At 64.2% G+C, this 18,284-nt stretch carries 17 protein-coding genes and 1 pseudogene (1 of these 18 only partly in view); 10 read left to right on the top strand and 8 right to left on the bottom strand.

What is annotated here, in order from left to right:
• Positions 1-11: 11 nt before the first annotated feature.
• The 6 genes from AX729_RS15920 to AX729_RS15895 form a co-directional block, all read right to left on the bottom strand.
• On the bottom strand, positions 12-1,253 hold the full coding sequence (locus tag AX729_RS15920) for an acyl-CoA dehydrogenase (RefSeq protein WP_061024611.1): 1,242 nt from the start codon (positions 1,251-1,253) through the stop codon (positions 12-14).
• Between the two features lie 119 nt (positions 1,254-1,372).
• Entirely contained in the window at positions 1,373-2,500 is a 1,128-nt protein-coding gene (locus tag AX729_RS15915) for an acyl-CoA dehydrogenase family protein (RefSeq protein WP_061024609.1), read from the bottom strand.
• Between the two features lie 94 nt (positions 2,501-2,594).
• On the bottom strand, positions 2,595-4,466 hold the full coding sequence (locus tag AX729_RS15910) for an AMP-binding protein (protein WP_061024608.1): 1,872 nt from the start codon (positions 4,464-4,466) through the stop codon (positions 2,595-2,597).
• Between the two features lie 44 nt (positions 4,467-4,510).
• Positions 4,511-5,317 (bottom strand): enoyl-CoA hydratase/isomerase family protein, encoded by an 807-nt coding sequence (locus AX729_RS15905; protein ID WP_061024606.1) that lies wholly within the window; start codon positions 5,315-5,317, stop codon positions 4,511-4,513.
• A 195-nt stretch (positions 5,318-5,512) separates the two neighbouring features.
• Positions 5,513-6,271: an SDR family NAD(P)-dependent oxidoreductase gene (locus tag AX729_RS15900; protein WP_024337318.1), complete on the bottom strand. Its 759-nt coding sequence runs from the start codon at positions 6,269-6,271 to the stop codon at positions 5,513-5,515.
• A gap of 52 nt (positions 6,272-6,323) precedes the next feature.
• Positions 6,324-6,902, bottom strand: coding sequence for a TetR family transcriptional regulator (locus AX729_RS15895; RefSeq protein WP_245325215.1), 579 nt, complete (start codon positions 6,900-6,902; stop codon positions 6,324-6,326).
• On the opposite strand from AX729_RS15895, the gene AX729_RS40495 reads away from it, so the two are divergent.
• The 3 genes from AX729_RS40495 to AX729_RS15885 all read left to right on the top strand — a co-directional run bounded on the left by AX729_RS40495 (position 6,901) and on the right by AX729_RS15885 (position 9,970).
• A complete protein-coding gene (locus AX729_RS40495; RefSeq protein ID WP_197433609.1) occupies positions 6,901-7,086 on the top strand; it encodes a hypothetical protein in 186 nt (61 codons plus the stop codon). The genes AX729_RS15895 and AX729_RS40495 overlap by 2 nt on opposite strands.
• Before the next feature lie 49 nt (positions 7,087-7,135).
• On the top strand, positions 7,136-8,308 hold the full coding sequence (locus AX729_RS15890) for an acetyl-CoA C-acetyltransferase (protein ID WP_061024603.1): 1,173 nt from the start codon (positions 7,136-7,138) through the stop codon (positions 8,306-8,308).
• A gap of 117 nt (positions 8,309-8,425) precedes the next feature.
• Positions 8,426-9,970, top strand: a complete 1,545-nt coding sequence (locus AX729_RS15885) for an acyl-CoA synthetase (protein ID WP_061024601.1) — start codon at positions 8,426-8,428, stop codon at positions 9,968-9,970.
• A gap of 143 nt (positions 9,971-10,113) precedes the next feature.
• Here AX729_RS15885 and AX729_RS15880 read toward each other — a convergent pair whose 3' ends face one another.
• Positions 10,114-10,656, bottom strand: a complete 543-nt coding sequence (locus AX729_RS15880) for a methylated-DNA--[protein]-cysteine S-methyltransferase (RefSeq protein ID WP_061024599.1) — start codon at positions 10,654-10,656, stop codon at positions 10,114-10,116.
• Between the two features lie 133 nt (positions 10,657-10,789).
• On the opposite strand from AX729_RS15880, the pseudogene AX729_RS15875 reads away from it, so the two are divergent.
• The 7 genes and pseudogenes from AX729_RS15875 (at position 10,790) to AX729_RS15845 (ending at position 17,978) form a co-directional block, all read left to right on the top strand.
• Positions 10,790-11,559 (top strand): annotated as a pseudogene (locus AX729_RS15875) (alpha/beta fold hydrolase).
• Positions 11,560-11,562: 3 nt separating this feature from the next.
• The gene (locus AX729_RS15870) at positions 11,563-12,375 is read left to right on the top strand and encodes an alpha/beta fold hydrolase (protein WP_061024597.1); all 813 of its coding nucleotides are present in this window, start codon (positions 11,563-11,565) and stop codon (positions 12,373-12,375) included.
• A 166-nt stretch (positions 12,376-12,541) separates the two neighbouring features.
• Entirely contained in the window at positions 12,542-13,219 is a 678-nt protein-coding gene (locus tag AX729_RS15865; protein WP_061024595.1) for a GntR family transcriptional regulator, read from the top strand.
• Positions 13,220-13,365: 146 nt separating this feature from the next.
• Positions 13,366-14,166 (top strand): phytanoyl-CoA dioxygenase family protein, encoded by an 801-nt coding sequence (locus tag AX729_RS15860; protein ID WP_061024593.1) that lies wholly within the window; start codon positions 13,366-13,368, stop codon positions 14,164-14,166.
• 144 nt (positions 14,167-14,310) lie between these two features.
• A complete protein-coding gene (locus tag AX729_RS15855; RefSeq protein WP_061024591.1) occupies positions 14,311-15,639 on the top strand; it encodes an NAD(P)H-dependent oxidoreductase in 1,329 nt (442 codons plus the stop codon).
• A 98-nt stretch (positions 15,640-15,737) separates the two neighbouring features.
• Entirely contained in the window at positions 15,738-16,226 is a 489-nt protein-coding gene (locus tag AX729_RS15850) for a hypothetical protein (RefSeq protein WP_061024589.1), read from the top strand.
• A 663-nt stretch (positions 16,227-16,889) separates the two neighbouring features.
• The gene (locus AX729_RS15845) at positions 16,890-17,978 is read left to right on the top strand and encodes a TRAP transporter substrate-binding protein (protein ID WP_061024587.1); all 1,089 of its coding nucleotides are present in this window, start codon (positions 16,890-16,892) and stop codon (positions 17,976-17,978) included.
• A 149-nt stretch (positions 17,979-18,127) separates the two neighbouring features.
• On the opposite strand, the gene AX729_RS15840 is transcribed toward AX729_RS15845, so the two are convergent.
• Positions 18,128-18,284, bottom strand: the 3' portion of a protein-coding gene (locus tag AX729_RS15840; RefSeq protein ID WP_061024585.1) for a hypothetical protein. Its footprint extends 440 nt past the window's final position; only the last 157 of its 597 coding nucleotides appear in the window; its start codon lies off the right edge, out of view; it ends in the stop codon at positions 18,128-18,130.

Raw genomic sequence — 18,284 nt, 5'->3', positions numbered from 1 at the left:
CCACCCTACGACTATCTTCCCTTCGTCGGGATCTTGTTGAACGGCACGTCCTTGTCGACGCGGATGTCGCCGGGCAGGCCCAGCACCCGCTCGGCGATGATGTTGCGCATGATCTCGTCGGTGCCGCCTTCGACGCGGGTACCCGGCGCGCGCAGCAGCATGGCCTGGAAGCGACCGGCGAGTTCGCCATTCTCGCCGCTGATGACACCGCTCGCGCTCTGCAAATCCAGCGCGTAGGTCGCGACGTCCTGAATCATCGAGCCCGCCACCAGCTTGCCGATCGAATTCTCCGGTCCCGGCCGCTCGCCCTTGGACAGCGCCGAGATCGCGCGCATGCTGGTGTATTTCAGCCCGCTCGCCTTCACCGCCCAGTTCGCGAGCTTCGAGCGCACGGCGCGGTCCTCGATCGCAGGCCCATCGTCAAGCATCAAGCTTGAGCAATATTCGAACAGCTCCGGGAAACCGGTCGAGACGGCCGCGCCGATCGCGCTGCGTTCGTTCATCAGCGTGGTCAGCGAGACATTCCAGCCGTCACCGACCTCGCCGAGACGCTGATGGTCGGGAATGCGCACATTGGTGAAATAGACCTCGTTGAAATCGGAGGCCCCGCTCGCCTGCTTGATCGGCCTGACCTCGACGCCCGGGCTCTTCATGTCCAGGAAGAACATGGTGAGCCCTTTGTGCTTGGGCACGGTCGGATCGGTGCGCGTGAGCAGGATGCCGTAATCGGAATAATGCGCGCCGGAGGTCCAGATCTTCTGGCCGTTGATGACCCAGTCGTCGCCGTCCTTCTCGGCGCGCGTGCGAAGGCCAGCAACGTCCGAGCCGCCGGCCGGCTCGGAGAACAGCTGGCACCAGACCTTCTCGCCGGACGCGAGCGGCGGGAGGTATGTCCGCTTATGCTCCTCGCGCGCGAACGCCATCATGGTCGGGCCGCACATGCCGTGACCGATGATGAACATGCGGGACAGCTGGCCGAACGGGCCCTCCTCCTGCTGCCAGATCACGCGTTCGATCGGCGACGACCCGCGACCGCCATATTCCTTCGGCCAGTGCAGGCAGGCCCAGCCGGCATCGGCCTTCTTTTTCTGCCAGGCCTTCGCGACCTCGAGAATGTCGGCGTTCTTGAGCACGGTGCGGCCGAGCGAGGATTTGCGCAACTCGTCTTCGTACTGCTTCGGCGCGTTCGCGCTGATCCAGGCGCGCGCTGTGGCGCGGAATTCGGCTTCCTGCGGTGTGTCGTCGAAGTTCATGGTGCTTCTCTGTCTTCCGTAGGGTGGATTAGCCGCTAGGCGTAATCCACCAATCTATCGAGCATTGCCGGTCAATGGTGGGTTACGCCTAGCGGCTAACCCACCCTACACACCGTTCGCTACGCCGCGTTCTTCTTGCGCATGCGGTCGATCAGCTGGTCTTCCCAATAGGACAGGCTGCCGAGCCCCAGCGCCATCGCGTTGGCGCGGCGATAGTACATGTGGCAGTCGAACTCCCAGGTGAAACCCATGCCGCCGTGAACCTGGATGTTGTTCTTGGCACAGTGCTGGAACGCCTGCGTCGCGCTGATGCGCGCCGCAGCGGCAGCTTCGGGCAGCTCGGCCGCATTGGTCGAGAGCGCCCAGGCGCCGTAATAGCTGTTGGAGCGCGCCAGCGTCGCCGACACATACATGTCGGCCAGCATGTGCTTGACCGCCTGGAACGAGCCGATCTGCCGGCCGAAGGCGATGCGATCGAGCGCGTAGTCGCGGCCCATCTCCAGCGCACGGTCGGAACCACCGACCTGCTCGAACGCGCAGAGCACCGCGGCGCGATCGAGCACCTGGGTGAGGATGCTCCAGCCTTCGCCGGCAGCGCCGAGCGGCTCGGCCTTGCAGTCCCTGAAGGTGATCTCGGCCTGCCCGCGGGTCGGATCAAGATTGGTGAGGCTCTTCACCTCGACGCCGCCGGCCTTCAGATCGACCAGGAACAGCGAGATGTCGTTCTCGCGTCCGCTCGATCCCGTGCGCGCCGCCACGATCGCGAAATCGGCGATGGCGCCGTCGGCAACCGGCTTCTTGACGCCGTTGAGCACGCCGTTCGCAGCCGTCAGCTTGACGTTCTTTGGCGACGGATTGCCCTTGCCCTCGAACAGCGCCAGCGTGCCGATCGCCTCACCCGAGGCGATCGCCGGCAGCCATTTCTTCTTCTGCGCGTCGCTGCCGGCGATCAGCAGTGCCTCGGCAGCGAGATACACGGTGGAGGAGAACGGCACCGGCGCGTTCGCCCGGCCCATCTCTTCCGCGATCACGCAGAGCTCGAGATGGCCGGCGCCCGCGCCGCCGAACTCCTCGGGAATCGCGACGCCGAGAAAGCCCATCTCGGCAAGGCCCTTCCACAGCTCCTTGTCGTACGGCGCCTTGCCGTCGAGCACGACACGCACCGCCTTGGGCGGGCATTTTTCGGCGAGGAATTTGCGCGCCTGGTCGCGGAGCTGCTTCTGGTCGTCGGAGAAATCGAAGTTCATGGCGGCCTCTTATTCGTTGTCATTCATTGTCGCCGTCATTCCGGGATGGCCCGAAGGGCCAGGCCCGGAATGACGAATGGAGAGAGTGTCGTCTTCATCGCAACACGATCACATCCTCGTCCGGTCTGTCGGCATAGAGCCGCTCCACCAGCGCGGCGCGACGCTCGAGGCCGGCGCGCTGGTTGATGTAGCCCTTGTCGGTGAGCTCGTTGCCGTCGATTGAGGGCGGCTCGACCATCAGCATCGCGCGCGCGATGATGCGGCTGCTGGCGCCCTCGCATTCCCTGTTGTGCGCTTCCAGCCCGCGCCTGAAGCAGGCGACCACCTCGGGATGCTTCACCGCTTCGGCAAAGCCCAGATCGGGATTGCCGACGAGCTGTCGGCAGGCATGCAAATTGGGCCAGGCGAGCAAACCGATGAAGGCGCGATCCTGCCCGGCCACCAGCGCATCATGCACGACGGGCGTTGCCGCTGCGATTGCATCGGTGCGCAGCGAGCCGACATGAACGAAGGTACCGGTAGTGAGCTTGAAGTCCTCCACCACGCGCCCGGCGAAGATGATGCCCTGCACGGGATCAGTGTCATCGACGAAGATTCCGGCATCACCGATGCAGTAATAGCCCTCCTCGTCGAACATCTTCCTGGTCAGCTCCGGCTGGCCGAAATAGCCGGGCGTGACATTCACGCCGCGCAAACGCAGCTCGTATTTCGAGCCGCACGGCACCATCTTCAATTCGACCCCGGGGAACGGCAGGCCGATCAGGCCGACGCGCTCGGTGTCCCAATAGGTGCCGGTCGAGGTCGGCGCGGTCTCGGTCGAGCCCCAGCCGGTGTAGAACACGATGCGCTCGCCGGTGGTCTTCACCGCCAGCGCCTGCATGCGGTCGTAGAGGTCGTCAGGCAGCCGAGCGCCGCCATAGGCCATGATCGACAGGTTCTTGAAGAAGGAGCGGCACAGCGCATCGTCCTTCTCCATGGCCGCAGCGAGCGCGGCGTAGCCGGCCGGCACGTTGGCGTAATAGGTCGGCGAGATCTCGCGCAAGTTCCGCAGCGTCTCGTCGAACTGGCCCGGCATCGGCCGGCCGTCGTCGATATAAAGTGTGCCGCCGTCGACCAGGATCGGGTGAAACGCCGCGTTGCCGCCCATGGTGTGGTTCCAGGGCATCCAGTCCAGCATGGTCGAGATCGGACCGCTTGGATCGCGCGGCCGCACCTGCATCATCATCGCCGCATTGGCGCACATCATCTCCTGCGTGTTGATGACGGCCTTGGGCATACCGGTCGAGCCTGACGTAAACAGGAGCTTGCCGACAGTCTTGGGCGTGATCCGTGCAATCGACGCTTCGACATCGGCTGTCACCGGCGTTGCCGCGAGCTCGGCAAAGCTGACGCTCTTGATGCCGTCGCAGGGTCGCGCGACGTGAACCACGGTGACACTGCTGAGGTCGAGCGCCTTCAGGGCCTTCTCGAAGGTCGGGCCGTCCTGCACCATCACCACAGCCGGCTTGATCAGGTCGAACAGATATTTCAGCTTGACGTGATCGTGGCTCATCAGCGAGTAGGCTGGCGAGACCGGAGCCGCTGGAGCGCGCGCCTGCATCGCGGCCTGCGTCATCAGCGCGTGCTCGATCGAATTGCCGGAGAGGATCGTGACCGGCCGACCGTCGAGTCCGAGGTCCAGCAGCGCCTGCGTCAGCGCGTCGACCGTGCGCTTGGCTTCGGCATAGGACACCTTGCGCCATTCACGGTTCGGGCCGCTCCGCTGCGCCAGCCAGATGCGCTCCGGAGCTTCCTTCGCCCATTTCGCCAGCGAGGCCGGGATGTGCTTCTCGTAGGCCTGCAGCGGAATGCGCGACTTCAGCACCACCGTGCCATCGCCGCGGCGCTCGACATCGATGTCGCGCTTGAGCCACTGAACCTTGCGAAAGGCGGGCTTCGTCATCACCGCCGCCGCGCTTCCACTCATTTTGCGTCTCCCGGAATTACTGTCCTTTTGCGGATCTTCGTCGTTCAGCGCTTGATATAGACAGGCTTTCGCTTCTCGAGGAAGGCCCTGATGCCCTCCGAAAACTCCTCCGAGCGGCTGCACAGGACCTGGTTGCGATCCTCCATCGCGATCGCAGCTTCCAGCGATCCGGCGTCGACGCTCATGTTGAGGCATTCCTTGGACAGGCGCAGGCCCACGGGCGAAGCCGTCATCATCGCCTCGACATAGGGCGCAGCCGCATCATCCAGACCGTCCTCCTCAACGACTTCCGAGACGAGGCCGACCGCGAGCGCGCGCTCGGCGCCGATGAAGCGTCCCGTGAGGATCAGTTCCGATGCGACGGAGACGCCGACCAGGCGTGGCAGAAAATAGCTGGTCCCGATGTCGCAGCCGCCAAGGCCGAGCTTGATGAAGGCGCAGTTCATTCGCGCCGACCTGGTCGCGATCCGGATGTCGGAGGCCAGAGCCAACGCAAAGCCGCCGCCCGCCGCCGCGCCCTGCACCAAGGCCAGGATCGGCTGCGGACACCGCCGCATCAACATCACGATGTCGGCAATGCGCCGCTGCGAGTCCAGCGACTCCGTGACGCCGGGCGGCTCCTGCTGCCCGGCCCGGCGAGCCATCGCCGCCTTGAGATCGAGGCCGGCACAGAAGTTCTTTCCCGCACCCTTCAGCACCACCACGCGGGTGTCGCGGTTGCGCTGGAGGCCCTGGAAGTAGTCGTTGAGCGCATCGATCAGCGCAGGATCGAGTGCATTGAGACTGTCAGGACGATTGAGCGTCACCCGGTCGACGCCATCGTCATGCTCGATCAGCAGCGGTTGGGACATGGGTGCCTCGTGCTTGCCGCGGGTCTCGGCGCCGATCGCTACGCCCTCTCCCCTTGTGGGAGAGGGCATGCACATCGTTGGCCACGAACTCGCTGGGGTGAGGGGTCTGTCTCCACAGATGAGATCGCGGAGAGAACCCCTCATCCGGCGCTTCGCGCCACCTTCTCCCACAGGGGGAGAAGGAAAGATAAAGAGTTACCGCGGCGCCATGCGGATGGCGCCGTCGAGGCGGATTGTCTCGCCGTTGAGCATCGGATTCTCGACGATGTGCACAGCGAGCATGCCGTATTCATTGGCATCGCCGAGACGCGAGGGATGCGGCACCTGGGCACCCAGGCTCTTGCGGGCCTCTTCGTTCAACCCCATCAGCAGCGGCGTGAAGAACAGGCCGGGCGCGATGGTGTTGACGCGGATCTTCTGGCTGGCGAGGTCGCGCGCGGCCGGAAGCGTGAGGCCGACGACGCCACCCTTCGAGGCCGAATAGGCGATCTGGCCGATCTGGCCTTCGTAAGCAGCCACCGAAGCGGTGTTGATGATGACGCCCCGCTCTTCGCCGATGGGTTCCGCAGTGACGAGACGTTCGGCGAACAGACGCAGGCAGTTGAAGGTGCCGATCAAATTGACGTTGATGATGCGCGCGAACTTTTCCAAGGGATAGACGCCGTCGCGGCCGACGATACGCTGCGAGCCGCCGATACCGGCGCAGTTCATCAGCACGCGGGCGACGCCGTGCGCGGCTTCCGCCTTGGCGATCGCGGCCTTGATCTGCTCCTCGCTGGTGACGTCGGCATGGAGCGCAACGCCCTTCACTTCGGCGGCGACCTTCTCGGCGTTTTCCTTGCTCTGGTCGATCACGCCGATCTTGGCGCCCTTGGCAGCCATGGCGCGGGCGGTCGCGGCACCAAGGCCCGAACCACCGCCGGTGATGAGAACGGCTACGTCTTTCAACTGCATCGCTTGTACCTTTCCTTGGGCGTTTCTTCTCTGGACTTGCAAGTTCGGCCGATTATCCGGCCGCGACAGCTTCCTCGGCTTGCGTGAGGATGCCGCCGCAGATCAGCGTTTCCATGTGCTTGATGTATTGCCGGCAGACATCATCGGTGACCGGGCCGACGCCGGTCGCGCGGGACATCGCGTGCCGGCCGAAGAACAGATGATCGCACGCACCGATCAGGCTTGTGTAGAACAGCACCGGATCGGTCTGGCGGAATTCGCCGCGGCTGACGCCTTCGGCGAGCAGGCGGCGGTGGAAGTCGAGCAGCGGCGCGACGAAGAATTTCGAGACTTCGTCGGCGGAGCCGACGCTGGTCTCGTGCAGCAGATAGTGGATCAGCCGGTTCATGTAGGGGAACCGGTGATACGCGCGGATGATGCCGGCGATGTGCAGCTTCAGCTTCGCCGTCGACGTGATCGGCTGCGCCAGCAGATATTCCAGGTTGGTCATCTCGGTCGCGGCGTCCCGCGCGAGCAGCGCCAGCAGCAGGCCGTCCTTGTTGCCGAAGTGGTATTTGACCAGGGCGGCATTCGCACCCGACTTCTGCGCGATGTCGGAGAGCGAGATTTCGATCGAGGAGCGTTCGATCATGAGCTCGCTCGCGGCCACCAGCAATTTCTCTGCCGTGGAATTTTTCCCGCCGGGGAGCCTGTTCGGTACGCTGATCGCCACGGATCCCTGTCCTCGCCGCTTGAACGGGGCGCAGATAAGCCCAAGCAGCGCCTCATCACAAGAGTTAATTGATCGATTGACTAACCAGTGGATGGCCCGTTAAATCCGCACCCGACAACCAACCCAGTGAAAAATCCAGGGAGAAAACCGACATGGCCGAGGCTTATATCGTCGCCGCTGCGCGCACTGCGGGCGGGCGCAAGGGGGGCCGTCTCGCCGGCTGGCATCCGGCCGATCTCGCCGCGAAGGTGCTCGACGAGCTGGTCGATCGCACCAAGGTCGATCCGGCCCTGGTCGAGGACGTGATCATGGGCTGCGTGATGCAGGTCGGCGAGCAGTCCAACAACGTCGCGCGGAACGCGGTCATGGCGTCGAAGCTGCCGGAGAGCGTGCCGGGCACCTCGATCGACCGCCAGTGCGGCTCCTCGCAGCAGGCGCTGCACTTCGCCGCGCAGGCCGTGATGTCGGGCGCGATGGATGTCGTGATCGCGGCGGGCGTGGAATCGATGACGCGGGTTCCGATGGGCCTGTCCTCGCAGCTTCCGGCCAAGAACGGCTTTGGCAACTACAAGAGCCCCGGCATCGAGAAGAAATATCCGAACATCGTGTTCAGCCAGTTCACCGGCGCGGAGATGATGGCCGAGAAGTACGGCCTCTCCAAGGATGAGCTCGACGAATATTCCTACAACAGCCATCAGCGCGCGATCGCGGCGACGCAGGCCGGTCACTTCAAGAAGGAGATCGTGCCGCTCGAGATCACCCGCGCCGACGGCAGCAAGGACACCCACCACATCGACGAAGGCATCCGCTTCGACGTCAGCCTCGACGGCATCAAGGGTGTCAAGCTGATCGCCGAGAACGGCAGGCTCTCCGCCGCCAGCGCCAGCCAGATCTGCGACGGCGCTTCCGGCGTCATGGTCGTGAACGAGCGCGGCCTGAAGCAACTCGGGGTCAAGCCGCTCGCGCGCGTCCACCACATGACCATGACCGGCGGCGATCCCGTCATCATGCTGGACGCCCCGCTGCACGCCACCAAGCGAGCGCTGGAGAAGACCGGCATGAAGATCGGCGACATCGACCTGTTCGAGGTCAACGAGGCCTTCGCCTCGGTGCCGACCGCGTGGCTGAAGACCACCGGCGCCGATCCCGAGCGTCTCAACGTCAATGGCGGCGCGATCGCGCTGGGCCATCCGCTCGGCGGTTCCGGCACCAAGCTGATGACGACCCTGGTGCACGCCCTGCACCAGCGCGGCAAGCGCTATGGCCTTCAGACCATGTGCGAAGGCGGCGGCATGGCCAACGTGACGATCGTCGAACGACTGTAAGAAAAACAAAAGCGAGCAGCGAGTGGCGAGTAGCGAATGGTGAGTAGGCGAAGAATGGTTTGCCCTTCTTCCCTATTCGCCACTCGCTGCTCGCCATTCGCGTTTTGAGGAAACGCCATGACCCATCCGTCCGTGTACGCCAAGACCACGCCGAACAAGATCGCCTACCAGATGGCCGGCACCGGCAAGGCGATCACGTATCGCGAGCTCGACGAGCTCTCGAACCAGGGCGCACATCTCTTCCGATCGCTTGGCCTGAAGGCCGGCGACCACATCGCGATGCTGATGGAGAACCGGCTCGCCTTCATGGAGATCTGCTGGGCGGCACAGCGCAGCGGGCTCTATTACACGGCCATCAGCCGTTATCTTAAGCAGGACGAGATCGACTACATCATCAAGGATTGCGGCGCCAAGGTCGTCATCACGACGCCGAAATGCGCCGACCAGATCAAAGGTCTGATCAAGGGCTCGCCGGGTGAGCCGATCTTCTACATGATGGACGAGCCGCTGCCCGGCTTCCGCTCCTACGACAAGGAAGCCGCTGCGCAGCCGATCACGCCGATCGCCGACGAGGTCGCCGGCTACGACATGCTGTATTCATCGGGAACCACCGGGCGGCCCAAGGGCATCAAGAAGACGTTCGAGGGCAACAGGATCGACGTTCCGAACGCTTTCCTGCGCGTGCTCTGCGCCGACATGTGCGGCATGAACGCCGAGAGCACATATCTCTCGCCGGCGCCGCTCTATCATGCTGCGCCGCTGCGCTTCAACATGATGGCGATCGTCCTCGGAGGCACCTCCATCATCATGGAGCATTTCGATGCCGAGGAATTCCTGAAGCTGGTCGAGAAATATAAGGTCACGCAGTCTCAGCTGGTGCCGACCATGTTCGTGCGCATGCTGAAGCTACCGGACGAGGTGCGCACGAAGTACGATGTTTCGAGTCTGAAGGGCGCGATCCACGCCGCCGCGCCCTGCCCGGTCGACGTCAAGGCCAGGATGATCGAATGGTGGGGGCCGATCCTGATCGAATATTATGCGGGCTCGGAAGGCAACGGCGTCACGGTCTGCAACTCGCAGCAATGGCTGGAGCACCGCGGCAGCGTCGGCCGCGCCGTGGTCGGCAAGATCAAGATCCTGGACGAGAACGACGAGGAGCAGCCGACAGGCGAGATCGGCACGGTCTACTTCGCCGACGCGCCCGCCTTCACCTATCACAACGATCCCGAGAAGACGAAGAAGGCTTACAACGCCAAGGGCTGGTCGACGCTCGGCGATGTCGGCTATCTCGACAAGGACGGCTTCCTCTATCTCACCGACCGCAAGTCCTACATGATCATCTCGGGCGGCGTGAACATCTACCCGCAGGAGACCGAGGACGTGCTGATCACGCATCCCGAGGTCGCCGACGTGGCCGTGTTCGGCGTGCCGAACGAGGAGATGGGCGAAGAGGTCAAGGCGGTGGTGCAGCCGCACGACATGAGCCGCGCCGGCAAGGCGCTGGAAGCGGATCTGATCGCCTACTGCAAGACCCGCCTCTCCGCCATCAAGTGCCCCCGCTCGATCGATTTCGAAGCCGAGCTGCCGCGCACGCCCACGGGCAAGCTGGTGAAGCGGCACTTGCGCGACAAATACTGGCCGAAGACGGCGGCGAAGATTTAGCAGGATTCGTAGGGTGGATTAGCCAAGCAGATGCGCGAAAGCGCATCTGCTTGGCGTAATCCACCTCTTCTGCTTCCGCGGAGACAGACAGTGGTGGATTAGGCCTTCGGCTAATCCACCCTACGGCGCCGGCGCAAGCATCCTCAATCGAACAAGCTCGGCGTGTGGTTCACCAGCGCGCCTTCGATCTCGAGCATCTTCAGCTTCGTCACCACGCCGCCATTGGCCGAGAAGCCGCCGGGCTTGTTGCCGGCCGCCAGCACGCGATGGCAGGGCACCACGATCGGGCACGGGTTGCGGCCGAGCGCCTGGCCGACGTCGCGCGACAGCTGGACGCCGCCGAGCTGCCTGGCGATGTCGCCGTAGGTGATGGTCCTGCCGGGCGGGATGGTGCGGGCGATGTCGTAGACGCCACGGTTGAAGTCGGGCACGCCGTCGAGATCGAGCTCGATGTCGGCGAGGTCATCCGGCTCGCCCGCGAGCAGTTTTGTGATGCGGTCGATCGCCTGCTGCACCTCGGCGGTCGGCTCCGCTTCGCTGGCATCGGCGTGGCGCTGCTGGATGCGGGTGCGGATCTTCTGTTCGCCGCCCATCGGCAATTGCGTGCCGTTGATGCCGCGCGGTCCCCAGGCGATGGCGCAGAGGCCGATCCGGGTATCGAACAGGGCAAAATGCTGGTCGGTCATGACATGGTTCCTGGGTTGCGTCTCGTTGCAGGCCCCTCTTTGATCTCCCGCGAAATCTAGGCTTGGAAATAGTTGCGATCCACCCGGTTTCCGGGGATCTTGCACAGGAGTTCCAGCCCGTCGCGAGTCCCGAATGCAAAGCCTCCACGTCAACGGATACGACATGCCCTATCTCGACGTGGGCGACGACAGAGGCCGTCCGCCTCTGGTCTGCGTGCACGGCTCGCTCAACGACTTCCGCGTCTGGGGCTGCGTGTTCGGCCCGCTGACGCAGCGGCATCGGGTCATCGCCGTCAGCCTGCGGCACTTCTTCCCCGAGCGCTGGGACGGCCTTGGCGACACCTATTCGATCGCCCAGCATGTCGACGACGTCATCGACTTCATCGACGCGCTCGATCTCGGACCGGTCGATTTGATGGGCCATTGCTGCGCCGGTTGATTCTCGCGGAGCCCGGCGGCGAGCTCGATGCGAGCCTCGATCCGGATTACGTCGGCGGCCCCTCGCCGCTGCTGGCGCGCTTCACCGCTTCGGCAGAGAAGATCGCGGCCGGGGATGTCGATGGCGGCCTCGCCGTCTTCGTCGACACGCTGGAGGGGCCCGGTACATGGCCGCGACTGCCGGCGATGGTGAAGCAGAATCTGCGCGACAACGCCATGACGCTGATCGGCCAGGTCCGCGACAACCGCCCGCCGTTCTCGAAGGCGGATGCGGAGGCCATCAAGATGCCGACGCTGTTCATCCTGGGCGCCCGGACCAAAGGCCTGCTGCCGAAGGTGCTGCACGCGCTCGCAGCGCATGTGCCCTATTCCAGGACGGCGATCATCCCGAACGCGACGCATCCGATGTTCGAGCAGGCGCCGCAGAAATATTCCGAAGTGGTGCTGGACTTCCTGGCGAGCTGACCAATGCAGAGCTTTCGCGTCAACGGTTACGACATGGCCTATCTCGAAGTCGGAAGCGGCCACCCGCTGGTCTGCGTGCATGGCACGCTCGGGGATTTCCGCACCTGGTATTCGGTGCTCGGCCCGCTGTCGCAGTCCCATCGCGTGATCTCGGTCAGCCTGCGGCACTTCTTTCCCGAGCATTGGGACGCGGTCGGCGACGACTACAAGATGGCGCAGCATGTTGCCGACGTGATCGCTTTCATCGAGCAGGTTGAGCCTGCACCGGTCGACCTCATGGGCCATTCGCGCGGCGGGCATATTGCCTTTCGCGTGGCGCAGGCGCGGCCTGATCTGTTGCGCAAGCTTGTGCTGGCCGAGCCCGGCGGCGATCTCGATGCATCGCTGCCGGTGCCGGAAGGGACGCCGGCACATCCGCCGCTGGCGGCCCGCACCGTGCAATCGGTCGAGATGATCCGCGCCGGCGATATCGACGGCGCGATGCGAAATTTCTTCGAGGGCATCGAAGGAGAGGGTTCGTGGCGGCGCGTGCCGGCCGCGGCCAAGCAGCAACTGCGCGACAACGCCCTGACCTTGCTCGGCCAGATCAACGAGCAGCGCCGGCCCTACACGCTCGGCGACGCGCAGGCGATCAGGACGCCGACGCTGTTAATCGGTGGTGGCGCGACGACCGGTAGCCTGTCGGTGATATGGCGCGTGCTGGCCGCGCACATCGCAGGCAGCAAGACGGCGGTGATCGAGAATGCCGGCCATTGGATGTTCGAACAGGCGCCGCTGGAGTTCGGCGAGGTGGTGAACAGGTTCCTGGCGGAGTAGCGGTGGGTGGCTGCCTCATAATCGCGAAAACAACCCCATGCACAGTAGACCGCACCAATAGAATCAAAGGCTTACGCTGTCCGAAAACGACGGCATTGACTGACCTCCCCTCCCGAAGTACCGTCAAATACGGAATTCCGTATTCCTTATTGTCGGAGCTGCCGGCGTGATCCCTCTCGACCCGCTCCCGAACCTGATCGACCAGGTCTATGCGCGGATCCTGGAGGCGATCTCCGACCGCACGCTGCGCCCCGGCCAGCGCATCCGCCAGAACGAGCTCGCTGACAGGCTCGGCGTGTCGCGCCAGCCGGTATCGCATGCGCTGCACCTGCTGCACCGCCAGGGCCTGGTCGCCGAGAGCGGCCGCCGCGGATTTGAAGTCACCCAGCTAGATCCCGCTCGCATCCGCCAGCTCTACGAGGTGCGCGGCGCCATCGACGCGCTGGCGGCCCGGCTGGCCGCAGCGCGTGCAGGCACCGACGCGGCCGGGCGTGCACGGCTCGACGCTGCGCTTGCCGCGGGACGCCGCAGCGATCGCAACACGACGCTCGCCGAGCTCATCGCGCTCGATGTCGACTTTCACCGCGCGATCTATCAGCTCGCCGGCAATCCCGTGATCGAGGAGACGATCGCGCCACAATGGCCGCATATGCGGCGCTCGATGGCGACGGTGCTGTCCGAGCTCGATTATCGCGACAGCGCCTGGGCGGAGCATGCGACGATCGCAGGCCACATTCTCGCCGGCGAGGCGAGCGCGGCCGAACGTGCGGCGCTGGCGCATGCGCAGACGGCAGGACGGATGACAGAGGAGAGATTGAGGGCGAACGACGAGGCGGCGGCGTAGCGATGTGCGCCGTCATTCCGGGGCGACGCGTAAGCGTCGAGCCCGGAATCCATCAGGCGACATGCGCTGAGGATCAATGGATTCCGGGTTCGATGCTTCGCATCGCCCCGGAATGACAACAATAAGCAAACCAAGGAGGACGACCCATGAGACTGTCACAGGAGCAATTGGAGTTCTTCCACCGCGAGGGCTGGCTGTTCCTGCCCGAATTGTTCAGCCAGGAGGAGGTCGACCTGCTCGCGCGCGAGGCGGTCGGCATCTACGACGCCAACCGGCCCGAGGTCTGGCGCGAGAAGAGCGGCGCGCCGCGCACGGCCTTTGCCGCGCATCTCTACAACGAGGCGTTCGGCCTCCTCGGCGCGCATCCGCGCATGATCGAGCCGGTCGAGCAGGTGTTCGGCGAGCCCGTCTACATGCACCAGTTCAAGATCAACGCGAAATCGGCCTTCACCGGCGACGTCTGGCAGTGGCACCAGGATTACGGCACCTGGAAGCGCGACGACGGCATGCCGGAGCCGCGCGCGATGAACATCGCGATCTTCCTCGACGAGGTAATGCCGATCAACGGCCCCCTGATGCTGGTGCCGCGCAGCCAGAACGCCGGGGATCTCGAAGCTTCGCACGATCTCGCCACCACATCCTACCCGTTGTGGACGCTGGACGAGGACACGGTCACGCGCCTCGTCAAGCAGGGCGGCATTGTCGCACCGACCGGCAAGCCCGGCGGCATGCTGATGTTCCACGGCAATCTCGTGCACGGCTCGGCCGGCAACATCACGCCCTACCCGCGCAAGATCGTTTACCTGACGCTGAACGCGGTCTCGAACTACATCCGCACGCCGACACGGCCGGACTACATCGCGCATCGCGACTTCACGCCGATCAAGACGGTGGACGACGACGCGCTGCTGCGGCTTGCACGTGCGCCGCGGCAGGCGGCGGAGTAGGATTGTCATTCCGGGGCGACGCGAAAGCGTCGAGCCCGGAATCCATTCATCCACCAAATCGGCGGCCTGATGGATTCCGGGTTCGCGCTTCGCGCGCCCCGGGAATGACGAGAGTTGGTCGTTGCCCTCACCGGAAACATTCCCATGAATCTCTTCCGCCTCCTCCAGGCCCGCGCCAGCGCCGGCAAGCCCGTCCGCGTCGCGCTGATTGGCGCCGGCAAGTTCGGCTCGATGTTCCTGGCGCAGGTGCCGCACACGCCGGGGCTGGAGGTACCTGTCATCGTCGACATCGACCGCGACCGCGCGCGCGAGGCCTGCCGCACCGTCGGCTGGGACACAGACCGCATCGCTGCGACCACCTTCACCGACGACGGTGTGCGCGCCATCGCCGGTGGTGCCGTGGACGTGGTTGTGGAGGCGACCGGCAATCCCGCCGTCGGCATCAAGCATGCGCGCGCGGCGATCGCGGCGGGCAAGCATATCGTGATGGTGAATGTCGAGGCCGACGTGTTGGCAGGCCCCCTGCTCGCCGAGGAAGCGCGAAAGGCGGGCGTGGTCTATTCGCTCGCCTATGGCGACCAGCCGGCGCTGACGGCGGAGATGGTGGATTGGGCGCGCGCCACCGGCTTTCGCGTCGTCGCTGCCGGCAAGGGGACAAAATACCTGCCGGCCTATCACGACGTGACGCCCGATGGCGTCTGGCAGCATTACGGCCTGACTGCGGGCGAGGCGCAGTCGGCCGGCATGAATCCGCAGATGTTCAACTCGTTCCTCGACGGCACCAAATCGGCGATCGAGATGGCCGCGATCGCGAACGCCTGCGGCCTCGACGTGCCTTCGGACGGCCTGCTGTTTCCGCCCTGCGGCGTCGACGACCTCCCGCACATCATGCGGCCGCGCTCGCGCGGCGGCGTGCTGGAGCGGTCCGGCGTCGTCGAGGTCGTCTCCTCGCTCGAGCGCGACGGCCGGCCGGTGTTTCGCGATCTGCGCTGGGGCGTCTATGTCGTGCTGGAGGCGCCGAACGATTATGCCGCCGACTGCTTCAGGCAATATGGCCTGAAGACCGACGCCAGCGGACGCTTCGCCGCGATGTACAAGCCCTATCATCTGATCGGACTCGAGCTGAACATCTCGATTCTCTCCGCCGCGCTTCGCAACGAGCCGACCGGACAACCGATCAGCTTCCGCGGCGACGTCGCCGCGGTCGCCAAGCGCAATCTGCGGGCGGGCGAGATTCTCGACGGCGAAGGCGGCTACACCGTGTGGGGCAAGCTGGTCCCGGCGGCGGCGAGCCTGAAGGCCAGCGCCCTGCCGATCGGCCTAGCGCACCGCGTCAAGCTGAAGCACGACGTCGCCTATGGCGAGATCGTGCGCTGGAGCGACGTGGAGTTCGACCCCAACAACGAGACGATCAGGACACGCAAAGCGATGGAGGCAGCTTTCGCGTCACCGCCCGGCCTAAGGTCGCCATAGCAAGCCTACCCCAAGTGCCGGACATAGCTTCGTGAGCGACCCGGTTCCGGCATTCCGTTAAACTCAGTGCTTCGACATGACCTTGGAGAGCGCCCTTCATGAGCGAGCAAGCGACAACAGCCAAACCGGAGCCGCTCAAAGCCTCCTTCGCTAACGTTCACGGCAACACAGCCCAGATCGTGTCGGCCGTGGTGGCCGCGATTGCCCTAATTTTCGTCGCCTATCAGGTCTGGAGCATCCGCGCGACGGCACGGATCGCGACTGCGCGACAGGTCTACATGTCCTACAGCGAGTCCCTGCTGCGCTATCCCAATCTGGTCGAGCCGGACCTATCGAAGCTGCGCGCCGATCCCGAAGAGTGGGTGCGCTATAAGAATTTCGTCGCGCACATGCTGTTTGCCTATGACGAGATCCTCGGCGTCTATGACGAACCGGAGTGGCGGCTCAGCTTCGCCGAGGAGGTCAGGCTGCACCTGCCTTATATTTGCAACGACATGCCGGCGGCACTCGACGCGACGTACTTTCCCAAGATGAGAGAGCTGCTGAAGGTCGAGCGCGCCAAGTGCGCGGCTTCCCCGAAGTCGTGACGAACGGAGCGCGCCGGGACTTGGTCATACTCTTAACGTCATCGGCCGCAGGGATACGGGTGCGCGCCGTTTCACGGATCGGCCCTGGTAAGCGGGGAGGCCATCGGACCCGGGAGACGATTGCAAACGATCAGTCTGGCTCGAGCATCTGCCACCTCACGCGCGTTCACATCATCGCGTTACAACAAGTTGTTCGGCGACGATCGGGCGAAGCCCCAATCGCTGCAACGTGGTCGAGATCGCTCAGCTAGCGCAAGCCGCGCCGGGCAGGTCGTTTTTGGCGAGCAATGGCGGCGGTCGCATGCGGGTTGCCTTACGAAGGCTCGTCATCCGGCGCGTGTAGTTCTATTTCTCAGGGTGCAACCACTGTCGCTCACCGATTGGCCGCCGAGTCGAATTGTTGCAGGGCAACAAGGCCAGAAGCATCCGCGAAGCGGTCGATCCACTCGGCAGAAACCGCACGGGGCGGAGACGTGAGGCTTGATTCTCGGGGTGCCCGCGGCCATCCTGCTGGTGGAACCGCAACGGTCGGAATTCCACAACAAGAGCCTGTCCAAGGCCTTTCGGAAACGTCACGATCTCAACACTCAAAGTCGATCCTCGGCGAAGAACGACATCAGATCGCTTCCCCGTCCAAGCATCGACATCACAGGAGGGAAACGCATGGAACGTCGTAAATTCCTGACGGCAGGCGGATTGGGCCTGGCCGCAAGTGCCGTGGCTGCTCCGGCCATCGCGCAATCGATGCCCGAGGTGAAATGGCGGCTGGCGGCGAGCTGGCCGAAGTCGCTCGACACGCTCTATGGCGGCTGCGAATATTTCTGCAAGCGCGTCGCCGAGATCACAGACAATCGTTTCCAGATCCAGCCCTTTGCTGCCGGTGAAATCGTGCCTGGCCTGCAAGTGCTCGACGCCGTCTCGAACGGCACCGTCGAGATGGGCAACACTGCGCTCTATTACTATTGGGGCAAGAACCCAGCGTTCACCTTCGGCACGTCGCTGCCGTTCGGTCTCAACACGCGCCAGCACATCTCCTGGCTGTTGTGGAACGGCGGCCAGGACATGCTCAACGCTCTCCTGAAGGAGCACAATGCGATCGGCGTTCCCACAGGCTCGACCGGCGCGCAGATGGGCGGCTGGTTTCGCAAGGAGATCAAGACCGTCGACGATCTCAAGGGGCTGAAATTCCGCGTCGGCGGCTTCGCCGGCACGATCATCTCGAAGCTCGGCGGCGTGCCGCAGCAGATCGCGGCCGGCGACATCTATCCGGCGCTGGAGAAGGGAACGATCGACGCGGCGGAGTGGGTCGGGCCGTACGATGACGAGAAGCTCGGCTTCGTGAAGGTGGCGAAGTACTATTACTATCCGGGCTGGTGGGAAGGCACCGGCCAAGGCCACAACATCATGAATCTGGAGAAATGGAACGCGCTGCCGAAACACTATCAGGCAGCAATCTCGACGGCATCACTCGATACCTTCACCTGGGTGACCGGCAAGTACGACTCGGTCAATCCACCGGCCCTCAAGCGGCTGCTCGCTGCCGGCGCGATCCTCAAGCCCTTCCCCCAGGAGGTGCTCGAAGCCTGCTACGGTGCAGCGAACGAGATCTACGCCGATCTCGCCAAGAGCAACCCGCATTTCGCCAAGATGTATGCGAGCCTCACCGCATTCCGTGCCGAGTCGCTCGCCTGGATGCAGGTGGCCGAGCTCAGCTTCGACACATTCATGATGCGGATGCGGACGCGGACGTAGCCGCATCGCGGTCCGAAGCGCAAAACGACGAAAGCCCCGGAGATCTCTCCGGGGCTTTTGCTTTGGCGTGGCACGATTGGGTGAGATGGATCCGCCGAAAGGGAGCATCGCCCGGCTTGGAAAAGCCGGGATATGACAGCATCCTGGGATCAATTCTCCTCGTCGCCGAGCGCTGCGACCAGCTTGTCGTAATACTTGCCGACGAGATCGATGTTGCCCTTATTCTCGACCTGTAGCGCCGGCGTCTTCAGCGCCTGATTGAGTTCGTCGAGGGCTTCCTTCTTGTCTTTGGCCGGCATCTTCTTG

Origin of the sequence: Bradyrhizobium sp. CCH5-F6, from assembly GCF_001556045.1 — a bacterium.
GTDB lineage: Bacteria > Pseudomonadota > Alphaproteobacteria > Rhizobiales > Xanthobacteraceae > Bradyrhizobium.
The sequence above is the reverse complement of the archived record's forward strand: the minus strand, read 5'-3'. Positions and strand labels throughout refer to the sequence as shown.